We start from the raw sequence: 10629 nt of genomic DNA on the forward strand, positions 1-10629 counted from the left end.
GGGGTCCGCGGTATTGGATACGACGATGGACGCGGAACCTCAGGTGCAGGCGCTGCGCGACACGGCAGCCGCGTTTCTGGCGCAATTCGCGGACACTGCGCAGGCGGAAAACACGCAACGGGCGCAGGCCTTTCTCGACGCGTTGCCGCATCCGCGCGGGGTGCTAGAGATCGGCATAGGGGGCAAGGGGCTTTCGGCCCTGCAACTGATGCCGCTCATCACCGGATCGATCTCGCCCGATTTCGTGACCCGTGTGGCCGATGCGGCCGAGCTGGACATTTACTGGGCACCGACCGCGCGATGACCGATTTCGACACCCTGCGGATCGGGCCCGAGTTGGCACCCTTGTCCGAACGCGAGCGCGCGGAGTTCATACGGACGGCGGGCCTTTTGGACCGCGGCACCTGCCCGGAGGGGTTTGCGGGTCATTCCGCCGTCTGGGCGCGCGACCGCGACCTGCTGATCGGGCAAGGGGCCATCGTGGAGCTGTCGCCCGACGCCATGCCGCAACGCGCGCGACTGGTGCCACGCCACATGGAGGGGCGCACCCGCGTGGCCCTGATCGACATGCTGGCCGTGCGGCCCGAATACCGCGAGACCGGGCTGGAGGAGCGAATCGTGCGCAGCCTGGTGACGGCCTTCGCCGAGACGACGCCCCGCCCGGCCGAGGCGCTGATCTATGTCGGTGCCGCGCGCGCTCCGGTCCTGCTCTCGACGCTGCGGGGGCTGGATATGACTGACGAGGCGTTCCGGTGATCTGGTCCGAAGTCACCCCCACGCCCGAAGCCTATGTCGCCCTGCGCGCCGCCGCCGGACTTGGCCCGCGCGGGGTGGCGGCGGCACGGACCGGGCTGGCCCGGTCGCTGTATTCGGTGACGGTCCTGGCCGACGGCGATCTGGTCGCGATGGGCCGGATCGTCGGGGACGGCGGATGCTTCGTCCAACTGGTCGATATCGCGGTGCATCCGTCGAGGCAGGGCAAAGGCTTAGGGCAAGACGTGACGGCCCGTCTGGTGGCCTGGTGCGAAGCGAACCTGCCGCCCGAATGCCACCTGTCGCTGGTGTCGTCGGAACGGGCCGTGCCGCTTTATGCAGCGCATGGTTTCCGGCCCTGTCGCGGTTTGGACCGGCTGGCCGATCCAAACCGCGCCGCCCCGACCTGAGCGTGGCATGACGGATTGGATCAACGCGGTGCAGGGCACCGAGGCGGGGCATACCCTCGCGCTTTGGCTGGCGCTTGCCGCGGCCTTTCTGCACGCCCTGTTCGGCGCGCTGCAAAAGGGGGGCACCTACGATCCCTGGACGTCGCGCACCGCGATGGACGTCGCCATCTTCGCGATGTCGGCCCCGATCGCCCTGTTCGTCGTGCCCTGGCCACCGGCGGAGTTGTGGTGGGTCCTTGTGGGAATGGTCGCGATCCAGTTCACCTACAAGGCGCTGCAGGGCGCGACCTACGCGCGGGGGGCCTATACGGTCGTCTATCCGGTGGTGCGGGGCACCGGCCCGTTGTTCACCGTCTTCGGCGCGGGGCTGATCTTCGGGGAGGTGTTCACCTGGCCGCAATGGGGCGGCGTGGCGCTTCTGACGGCGGGGCTGTTCGGTCTGTCCGCCTATAACATGGCGAAGGTGACGGTCGACCGCGCGACATTGGTCCCCGCGCTGGGTCTGGCCGTGCTGACGGGTCTGATGGTTGCGATCTATACGACGTGGAATGCCTGGGGCATCCGCGCGATGGAAAACCCGTTCACCTTCCTTGCCTGGTTCTTCATGCTGACGTCCTGGGATTTTCCGCTGATCGCGGCGGCGCGGGGCAAATGGCGCCGGCCGGAGGGGGCGTTGGTCCGGCTGGGCCTGATCGGCGGCATCGTCGCCTTCGGGTCGTTTGGGTCCATCATGATGGCGACGCGGCTCGATTCGGTGGGCGAGGCCGCGATTCTGCGGGAGACGTCGACCGTCTTTGCCGCCTTGATCGGATGGTTCCTGCTCAAGGAGGCGGTGGGCCCCCGGCGCCTGATCCTCATGTCGCTGATCGCGCTGGGTGCCGTGGTGGTGGAGTTCGCGGGCTGAAGCCCTTATGTGACCGGGAACGCCCGAGGAGACAGCGATGACCGACCCAGATGCCAAGCCCGTCCCCGGCTGGATCAAGACCACGCTGGAAATCGGCCCGGTGGCCTTGTTCTTCCTCGGATACTTCTGGCTCAAGGACGAAACCTACGTCTTGAACGGGGCCGAATACGGCGGCTTCATCGTGGTGACGGCGCTGTTCGTGCCGCTGATCCTGATCACGACGGGGCTGCTGTGGTGGCTGACGGGCACGCTGTCGAAGATGCAGGTGTTCACGGCCGTCCTCGTCACCGTGATGGGGGGATTGTCGGTCTGGCTCAACGACGAGCGATTCCTGAAGATCAAGCCGACGCTGCTTTACCTGCTGTTCGCGGGGATCCTGTTCATCGGTCTGATGCGCGGGCGCAGCTTCCTGGCCGATGTCCTGTCGGAGGCGCTGCCGCTGACGCCCGAGGGCTGGATGATCCTGACGCGCCGCATGGCGTGGTTCTTCGTCATCCTGGCCGTCGCCAACGAGGTGGTCTGGCGCTTCCTGTCGACCGAGGTCTGGGTGACGTTCAAGACCTTCGATATGCCGATCGCGATGTTCGTCTTCCTGTTCTCGCAGGCTGGCCTGCTCAAGGCCCACGCCTTGGAGGAAACGACTGGAGAGGCGGAGGATTAATCCTCGCCGTCGCCCGGTTTCTTCATCCGCTTCGATGACGGGGCCTTTTTCGGCTTGGCAATGCCGCGCCCGCGCTGACCGCCCTTGCGCAGACTGATCGAGCTGTCGGCGCGCAAACGGGCCGTACGTTCGGACTTCGTTTCCTTGGGCTTGTCGTCGGGCCGCTTGGTGCCGCCGGGCTTGCCATCGCGGCGGTCACCCCGGTCATCCTTGGACCAAGGCGCGCGGTCACCGTCGCGGCTGGGCCGGTCGGGGTCGCCCTCCCAAGCCTTGCGGGGCGGTCTATTGGTGCTGAACTTGCGCGGGCCGTCGCCACCGGGGCGCGCGCTGCGGGGGGGCCGCGATCCGTCGCCGTCGTTGCGGGTCACCGGCGGTTTGCCGGTGCGCGGGCGGTCACCCTTGGCGGCGGCACGGGCCACGCGGGCCTCGGCCGGGCTGCCGGTGCGCGGCTTGCCCGCGGGTTTGCCACGCGGGGCATCGTCGCGCGGTGTCCCGCGGCCTTGGTCCACCAGGCGGTCGCCCGACGGCCGGGGTTTGCGCCCGCGTGTATCGCCCGATCCGTCCTTGCCGGCGCGCGCGTCTTTCGTCTCGGGCACGGCCGTTTCCCGACGGCTTTCGGCAAGATCGCCGTCCCACGTCGCGCCAAGCTGTTCCTTGACGATACGCGGCTTGATCTCCTCGACCTCTCCGGCGGGCAGATTGCCCAGTTGGAAGGGGCCATAGCTGACGCGGATCAGGCGGTTCACGTACATGTCCACGGCGGCGAAGGCGCGCCGAATTTCCCGGTTGCGGCCTTCGCGCAGGCCGACGGTCAGCCAGGCATTCGCCCCCTGCTGGCGGTCGAAGACGATGTCCATGCCGGCGAATGTCTCGGGCCCGTCATCGCCCTCCACCGTGATGCCCGCGCGCAGCCGCTCCAGCGACGCATCGTTCGGTTTGCCGTTCACCCGCACGCGGTAGCGGCGCAACCAGCCGGTCGAGGGCAATTCCAGCTGCCGCTTCAACTCCCCGTCATTGGTCAAAAGCAGCAGACCTTCGGAATTGAGGTCCAGCCGTCCGACCGAAAGAACCCGGCCCAGGTCGTCGGGCAGGGCGTCAAAGACCGTCTCGCGGTCCTTTTCGTCCTTTTCGGTCGTCACCAGGCCGGCTGGCTTATGGTAGAGCCACAGCCGCGCGCCGTCGGCTTTGGGCAGCGGTTTGCCGTCGACCGAAACGCGGTCGCCGTCGATCACGTTGTGCGCGACGTTGGAAACGGTCTTGCCGTTCACCTTGACCCGCAGGTCGGCGACCATCTTCTCGGCGTCCCGGCGCGAGGCAAGGCCCGCCCGCGCGATGATCTTGGCGATACGCTCGCCGGCTCTGTCGGTGTTATCTGTCATGTGGGCGCTCTACCCCCGTTACGGCGCGGGGGGAAGTCTTGCGCGCACGGCGCGGGCCGGGCATCCCGACCCCATGTTCCGTTCGTTCATGTCCGATGCCCTGTCAGAGGCCCGCGCCGCCGCCGCGCGCGGCGAGGTGCCCGTGGGCGCGGTCGTCACGCGGGGGCCGGACGTCATCGCCCGCGCCGGCAACCGGACGCGGGAGTTGAACGACCCGACCGCCCACGCCGAAATCCTTGCCATTCGGGACGCCTGTCGTGTGCTGGGGCAGGAACGTCTGTCGGGCTGCGCGCTCTGGGTCACGTTGGAGCCTTGCGCGATGTGCGCGCAGGCCATCGCACACGCCCGTCTGGACCGGCTGCATTTCGGCGCGGCGGATCCGAAGTCGGGCGGTGTTCTGATGGGCGCGCGGGTTTTCACGCATCCGCAGACGCACCACGCGCCCGAGGTTCACGATGGCATCGACGCGGACGCCTGCGCCGCGCTGTTGCGCGACTTCTTTGCGAAGCGCCGCTGAGGCGGAATTTCGGCCTGTGGCGGCCAGCGTCAGAGCCTTTGCCGATCTCGGGTTTTGCCCACCGACCTCGACTCATTCGGTTCGCATCAGCCGTGATTGTCACGCCACGACGGAAGGATGCCGCTTTCTGCCGCGTATACGCCCCGCGCGATCGCCCGCGACAAGCAGGTCGCCGCGGCATGTCCCAAGCGCAGACCGTGGACATCGGTTTCCGGCAACGACGTTGCGCCTGTGGCCACTGCGAAAACCAGATCGCCGTCCATCGGGGTGTGACTGGGTTGGATCGCGCGGGCCATTCCGTCGTGCGCCGCGATGGCCATGCGTGTGGCCTGGGCCTGCGTCAGGGTCGCGTCGGTGGCCACGATGGCGATCGTCGTGGCCTGCCCCGCGTCGTGCTTGCCCCCCGGCTCCCACGTCGGGTCAAGGCATCCTGCGGTGCGGCCGCCAAACTCGTCGTCCAATTCCCAGGGGGCGGCGAAGAAGCGGCCCTCGTCGTCGCAGACGCGGCCGATGGCGTTCACCGCAACCAATGCGCCGACGGTAACCCCGTTGTCGAGTACGACGGAGGCGGAGCCGAGGCCGCCGGCGATGTCCATCACCGTGGCACCGTAACCCGCGCCTTCGGTGCCGATCCCGAACGTGACCCCCGCCGTGTCCAGCGCGTGACGGCCAAGTGCACCGTAGGGGTTGTCGTCCCACCCCTTGTCGCCGCCGTTGAGCAGGTCGAACAGGATGGCGGCGGGCACGATCGGAACCCTTTGGTCGCCCACCGCAAAGCCCCGCCCGGCGGCGCGCAGCCCGTCGGTGACGCCCGACGCCGCATCCAGACCAAAGGCCGATCCACCCGACAGGACCAGCGCATCGACTTCCTGCACCAACTTGTCGGGGGCCAGAAGATCCGTCTCCCGCGTGCCGGGGGCGCCGCCCATGACATGCACGCCCGCGACGAACGGTGCGTCCCCCACCAGAACGGTCGCGCCCGAACGCAATTCGGCGTCCTGCCCGTTGCCGACCCGCAGACCGGCGACATCCGTGATCAGGTTGCGGGGGCCTGCGCGCATGTCACTCCTCCTCGGGGATCAGGGCGCGGGTGATCGTGCCGGTGAACCGCCCGACGACGCGCAGGTGATCGGTGCGCACCAACGGCACGCCCGATCCCGGCATCAGCAGGATCAGCGTGTCTTCCGGCATATCCGGCGGCCCGCCATCTGGGCCGAAGAAATGCGCCAACCTGCGCTCGCAGGGGCGTGCCAGAACCTCTACCTGATCGAAGTCGGCCTGCGGCGCGATGTCGAGAAGATGCGCGAACGCCAGTTGCTGCGTGGCAAAGTCGCCCGCCAGAACCCCGATGGAGACGCGGAACTTCACAACCGCGGCTTGGCGGCGGCGGGCCGGTCGGCGTCGCCGCTGTTGGGCTCCCCCTTCGGCTCGATCAACAGGACCTCGACCTCCTGCGCGGCACGGGGGCGATGGCGGACGCCTGCCGGCACGATATAAAGGTCGCCGGCCCTCAGCGGAACGCTATCCTGCCCTTCGATGTCCATCGTCATCTCGCCCTTCAGCACAAGAAAGAAATCGTCGGTGTCGACGTGGGAATGGAACGGAAACTCCCCCTGAAACTTCACCGCCATGACATCGTTGCCGTTGTAGTCGGCCACGACGTGCGGGTCCCAGTGGGTCGAGATCTGCGACAGCTTATCGGCAAGGGTGACCTTCATTCCATCCTCCTCAGATGCAGCGCCCGCCGTCGACTTCCATGCCGACGCCGGTGATCATGCTCGCCTCGTCCGAACACAAAAAACAGGCGGCGTTCCCCATGTCCTGCGGGGTCGAGAACCGCCCGATGGGGATGGTCGACAGGAATTTCGCCCGCATCTCGGGCGTGTCCTCGCCCATGAAGGACGCCAGCAACGGCGTGTCGCCCGCGACCGGGTTCAGACAGTTCACGCGCACCGCGTGGGGTGCCAGTTCCACCGCCATGGCCTTGGTCGCGGTGATCATCCACCCCTTGGAGGCGTTGTACCAGTTCAGGTTAGGGCGCGGGCTGACGCCAGCGGTTGACGCCACATTCAGGATTGCCCCCGCCCGCGCAGCCTTCATGTGCGGCACGATATGGCGCGCGGACCAATAGACGGATTTCGCGTTCACGGACAGGACGCGGTCGAAGTCCTCCTCGGTGACATCCTCCATGGGTTGCGGCAGGTGGGTGATGCCCGCGTTGTTAACAAGGATGTCGATGCGGCCCCATCCGTCCATCGCACGCGCGGTCAGCCCGGCCCAATCCTCGCCGTTGGACACGTCGATCCGTTCCCACTTGCTTTGTGTGGCCTGCGCGACCTCTGCCGCGCCATCCGCGTTCCTATCGGCGATCAAGACGCGCGCGCCCTCGGCGACGAATTTCTCCACGATGCCGCGCCCGAAGCCCGAAGCCCCGCCGGTCACGATGGCCGTCTTGCTGTCCAGTCTCATGGCGTGCCCTCCCGCCCCGTGTTGATGCCCGAGGGGGGCGCGTCATGCAATTGCGGCGCGCAGGGCGATTTCGTGATAAAGGGAAGAGGTTCACAAACGGGAGGAGTGCCGATGACCTTCGATGAAGTGGCCAGGGAACTGGTGGCCGGATGCCGGGAGGGGCGGGAGGCTGAAAACCTGGACAAGCTCTATGCCGAAGATGCCGTCAGCGTAGAGGCCGCGGATATGGGGCAGGGCCGCGAGACGCGGGGCCGCGACGGGATCCGCGCCAAACACGACTGGTTCGCGGGCATGTACGAACAGGTGTCCGGCGACGCATCGGACCCCATGCCACACGGGGACGATCGCTTCGCGGTGATCTTCGATATGAAGATGAAAAAGCGCGACACCGGCAAGATCGAGGAGATGCGCGACATCGGCATCTATACCGTCAAGGACGGCCGGATCGTGCGGGAGGAATTCTTCTATCCCACAGGCTGACCGTGGGAGCGTCAGGGTGTCGCGGGTCGGGTGGGACCCGTTTGGAGTATCGGGTGTTTCCGAAGCGAGGGAACACCGCGATGACCGACAAAGCCGAACTGACGACGAAGTACGACGACAATCCCACGCGGCACAGGCTGATGCTGATGGGGCTTGTTTGGTTGTCGGTCTATCCGGTCGTGACCATCGGATCGTACCTTCTTGGTCCGTTCGAACTTCCGCTTTTCATCGAGACATTTCTGACAACGATGTGCAGCGTCCCGCTTATCACGTTTCTGGTGGTCCCGAACGCAAAGGCCCTGATCGCAAAGGCCGATCCGCGTGCATGATCATCCGTGACGGGCGGCCACGGTCTTGAGCTGGCTGAAGCCGTAAAGCGCTTCGAACCCCTTTTCGCGCCCGTGACCGGACTTGCCTATGCCGCCGAAGGGCAGCTCCACGCCGCCGCCGGCGCCGTAGTTGTTCACGAAGACCTGACCGGCGCGCAGATCGCGGGCCAGGCGCATCTGGCGGGCCCCGTCCCGCGTCCAGACCCCGGCGACCAACCCGAAATCGGTGCCGTTGGCGATCTCCACCGCCTCCGCCTCGGACCCGAAGGGAATGACGACCTGCACGGGGCCGAAGATTTCCTGCTGGGCAAGCGGATGATCGGGTGTGGCCCCGGTCAGAAGGGTCGGACGGACGAAGCTGCCGCCTGCGTTGGCCCCCGCGACGATGTCACCTTGTGCTGCCACGGTCAGGTCGCCGGCTTGCGCAAGAAAGCCTTCGACGATTTCCTTCTGGCGGGCGGAAATGAGGGGGCCGAGGTCCAGGTCGTCCAGCGCCGGGCCGACACGCAGGGCGCGGTAGCGGTCGGCCATGCGCGCGACCACGTCGTCGTGGATATCGCGGTGGACCAGGATGCGCGACGCCGCCGAGCAGGTCTGGCCCGCGTTCTGGACGCCGGCGTTGACCAGAAACGGCAGGGTCGCGTCTAGATCGGCGTCGTCGAACACCAGTTGCGGGGATTTGCCGCCCAGTTCCAGCGTGACCGGCACGACATTGTCGCCCGCCGCTTTCTGAACCATCCGCCCGGTCGCCACGGAGCCGGTAAAGCTGATGTGGTGGATGCCGGGATGGGCCGTCAGCGCGGCCCCGGCTTCGGCCCCCAGACCCGGCACGACGTTGAGCGCCCCGTCGGGCAGGCCCGCCTCGGTCGCGATCCGCGCGAAGGCAAGGGCCGTCAGGCACGCCTCCTCCGCCGGTTTCAGGACGCAGGCGTTGCCCATGGTCAGTGCGGCCCCGACGGATCGTCCGATGATCTGCATCGGATAGTTCCAGGGCACGATATGGCCGGTCACGCCATGGGGCTGCCGCAGCGTATAGACGGTATAGCCGTCGAGATAAGGAATGGTTTCCCCGTGGATCTTGTCGGCGGCCCCGCCGTAGAATTCCAGATACCGTGCCAGGGCGACGGCATCGGCGCGGGCCTGTGCCAGCGGCTTGCCGACGTCCAGCGCCTCGAGCTCGGCCAATTCCTCCACCCGCTCCAAGACGGCTTGTCCGATGCGGGTCAGCAGGCGACCCCGGTCCAGCGCGGTCATGCGGCCCCAGTCGCCGTGCAGGGCCTGATGGGCTGCGGCCACGGCGGCGTCGATTTCCCGTGCCTGACCGCGCGCGATCTGCGCCAAAGATCCGCCGGTCGACGGATTGGTGAGCGGGAGCGTTTCGGCGGCGCGCAACCAGCGGCCCCCGATCAGCATTTCGGACGGGTCGAACCAGAGGGCGTCGGTCATGATCTCTCCTGTCAGTCGCCGAACATCGCGCGCCACCGCGCGGCGGTCATGCCCGTTCGGTAGTGGGCCAGCATCTCGGGGTCCAGCACTTCGATCATCACGCCCTCGCCGGTCCATATCTCCACGCAGGTGAAGGGCCCGCGGTCGCAGATCCGCGCGGTCCACGTGGCGGCCTGGGCCATTGCGATGATCACGTCGGCGTCCAGCGGGGACGCGATGGCAAGATGCGTCGCGGAGGTGGAGCGGCGCGGTGGCCCCGGTTCGAACACCACCGTGTCCTTGCCCTGTTTCAGGCGGGTGCCGGCGGGATAGACCTCCACTGCGGTGCCGTCGTCTGCATCGGCGAAGGCGATCCAGGCACCGGGGCAGGGCGGAAATGGATGGGCCGATCCGCCCAGAAGCATTGCCAGCGTCCGGGCCATGGCGGCAGGCGCGCGCGCCGCGATCGAGGCGTGCAGCAGGGTCATCGCGCGGTCCGCCAGTCAGCGGGAATGGTCGGCGCCGCCGCCAGCAGGGTGCGGGTATAGGGGTCCTGCGGCGCGTCGAAGATTTGCGCCGTCGGGCCTTGTTCGACGATCCGGCCCGCCCGCATGATCAGGATGCGGTCGGCAACCGCGCGCACCACCGTCAGATCGTGTGTGATGAAAAGATAGGCGAGGCCAAGGCGGTCCTGCAAATCGGCCAGCAGGCCCAGGACCTGCGCGCGCACCCGGACATCGAGAGCGGAGACAGCTTCGTCCAGAACCACCACCTCGGGCTGCGTGATCAGGGCGCGGGCGATGGCGATCCGCTGCCGTTGGCCGCCCGAGAATTCGTGCGGATACTTGGACAGGTCGGCGGCGCTCAGGCCGACCTGCTCCAACGCCTGCGCCGCGCGGGCGTCGGCGTCGGGCGGGCGGCCGGTCAGGTGGAACGGCTCCTGCACCAGGCGGCGCACGGTCCAGCGCGGGTCGAAACTCCCGTAGGGGTCCTGAAACACCACGGAAATGCGTGCGCGATCGGCGCGGGTCATGGCTGTTCCGGCGGGCTTGCCCATCAGGGTGATCGCGCCCGCCTGCACCGGCTCCAACCCCAGAAGCGCGCGGGTCAGGGTGGATTTGCCACAACCGGATTCGCCCACCAGCCCCAGACATTCGCCGCGGTGCAGGGTCAGCGACACGTCGTCGACGGCACGCAACGCGCCGTAGGTGCGGGTCACGGCTGTGGCGGTCAGAACGGGATGCGTGTCGATGGCGCGCAACGGGCGCGGCGGCGGGCGCGACGCGGCCAGCAAGTCGCGGG

16 protein-coding genes are annotated in these 10629 nt (G+C 67.6%); 8 read left to right on the plus strand and 8 right to left on the minus strand.

Annotated features, from left to right (window positions below; translation table 11 throughout):
- The 5 genes from JDO7802_RS02270 to JDO7802_RS02290 all read left to right on the plus strand — a co-directional run.
- A partial coding sequence (locus JDO7802_RS02270) for a hypothetical protein (RefSeq protein WP_222836382.1) occupies positions 1 to 304 on the plus strand: 304 nt, incomplete at its 5' end.
- A complete protein-coding gene (locus JDO7802_RS02275) occupies positions 301 to 756 on the plus strand; it encodes a hypothetical protein (RefSeq protein WP_055082190.1) in 456 nt (151 codons plus the stop codon). The genes JDO7802_RS02270 and JDO7802_RS02275, both read left to right, overlap by 4 nt.
- Entirely contained in the window at positions 753 to 1163 is a 411-nt protein-coding gene (locus JDO7802_RS02280; protein ID WP_055082192.1) for a GNAT family N-acetyltransferase, read from the plus strand. Before JDO7802_RS02275 ends, JDO7802_RS02280 begins: the two co-directional genes overlap by 4 nt.
- A gap of 7 nt (positions 1164 to 1170) precedes the next feature.
- Entirely contained in the window at positions 1171 to 2067 is an 897-nt protein-coding gene (locus JDO7802_RS02285; RefSeq protein WP_055082195.1) for an EamA family transporter, read from the plus strand.
- Between the two features lie 37 nt (positions 2068 to 2104).
- Entirely contained in the window at positions 2105 to 2728 is a 624-nt protein-coding gene (locus tag JDO7802_RS02290) for an inner membrane-spanning protein YciB (protein ID WP_055082197.1), read from the plus strand.
- Here the strand turns inward: JDO7802_RS02290 and JDO7802_RS02295 are convergent.
- Positions 2725 to 4107 (minus strand): pseudouridine synthase, encoded by a 1383-nt coding sequence (locus tag JDO7802_RS02295; protein WP_055082199.1) that lies wholly within the window; start codon positions 4105 to 4107, stop codon positions 2725 to 2727. The genes JDO7802_RS02290 and JDO7802_RS02295 overlap by 4 nt on opposite strands.
- Before the next feature lie 73 nt (positions 4108 to 4180).
- Here JDO7802_RS02295 and JDO7802_RS02300 point away from each other — a divergent pair, with 73 nt between their 5' ends.
- Complete coding sequence (locus JDO7802_RS02300; RefSeq protein WP_055082980.1) at positions 4181 to 4624, plus strand: nucleoside deaminase; 444 nt, start codon at positions 4181 to 4183, stop codon at positions 4622 to 4624.
- 86 nt (positions 4625 to 4710) lie between these two features.
- Here JDO7802_RS02300 and JDO7802_RS02305 read toward each other — a convergent pair whose 3' ends face one another.
- Genes JDO7802_RS02305 through JDO7802_RS02320 form a run of 4 tightly spaced genes read right to left on the minus strand, consistent with a single transcriptional unit; the run spans position 4711 to position 7093 of the window.
- Entirely contained in the window at positions 4711 to 5685 is a 975-nt protein-coding gene (locus JDO7802_RS02305) for a P1 family peptidase (RefSeq protein WP_055082200.1), read from the minus strand.
- 1 nt (position 5686) lies between these two features.
- Positions 5687 to 5992, minus strand: coding sequence for a hypothetical protein (locus JDO7802_RS02310; RefSeq protein WP_055082202.1), 306 nt, complete (start codon positions 5990 to 5992; stop codon positions 5687 to 5689).
- On the minus strand, positions 5989 to 6342 hold the full coding sequence (locus JDO7802_RS02315) for a cupin domain-containing protein (RefSeq protein WP_055082204.1): 354 nt from the start codon (positions 6340 to 6342) through the stop codon (positions 5989 to 5991). The genes JDO7802_RS02310 and JDO7802_RS02315 overlap by 4 nt, the downstream gene beginning before the upstream one ends.
- 10 nt (positions 6343 to 6352) lie before the next feature.
- Complete coding sequence (locus tag JDO7802_RS02320; RefSeq protein ID WP_055082206.1) at positions 6353 to 7093, minus strand: SDR family oxidoreductase; 741 nt, start codon at positions 7091 to 7093, stop codon at positions 6353 to 6355.
- 111 nt (positions 7094 to 7204) lie between these two features.
- On the opposite strand from JDO7802_RS02320, the gene JDO7802_RS02325 reads away from it, so the two are divergent.
- Positions 7205 to 7573 carry a nuclear transport factor 2 family protein gene (locus JDO7802_RS02325; protein ID WP_055082208.1) on the plus strand — a complete coding sequence of 123 codons (369 nt, stop codon included), beginning with the start codon at positions 7205 to 7207 and terminating at the stop codon, positions 7571 to 7573.
- Positions 7574 to 7653: 80 nt separating this feature from the next.
- Entirely contained in the window at positions 7654 to 7902 is a 249-nt protein-coding gene (locus tag JDO7802_RS02330) for a putative antibiotic biosynthesis monooxygenase (protein ID WP_055082210.1), read from the plus strand.
- Here JDO7802_RS02330 and JDO7802_RS02335 read toward each other — a convergent pair whose 3' ends face one another.
- The 3 genes from JDO7802_RS02335 to JDO7802_RS02345 form a co-directional block, all read right to left on the minus strand.
- Entirely contained in the window at positions 7903 to 9348 is a 1446-nt protein-coding gene (locus tag JDO7802_RS02335) for an aldehyde dehydrogenase family protein (RefSeq protein ID WP_055082211.1), read from the minus strand.
- 11 nt (positions 9349 to 9359) lie between these two features.
- Positions 9360 to 9815 (minus strand): hypothetical protein, encoded by a 456-nt coding sequence (locus JDO7802_RS02340; protein ID WP_055082213.1) that lies wholly within the window; start codon positions 9813 to 9815, stop codon positions 9360 to 9362.
- Positions 9812 to 10629, minus strand: an 818-nt coding sequence (locus JDO7802_RS02345; RefSeq protein WP_144430513.1) for an ATP-binding cassette domain-containing protein, incomplete at its 5' end; no start/stop codon positions are given. The genes JDO7802_RS02340 and JDO7802_RS02345, both read right to left, overlap by 4 nt.

The sequence above is a fragment of the Jannaschia donghaensis genome, from assembly GCF_001403795.1.
Classification (GTDB): Bacteria; Pseudomonadota; Alphaproteobacteria; order Rhodobacterales; family Rhodobacteraceae; genus Jannaschia; species Jannaschia donghaensis.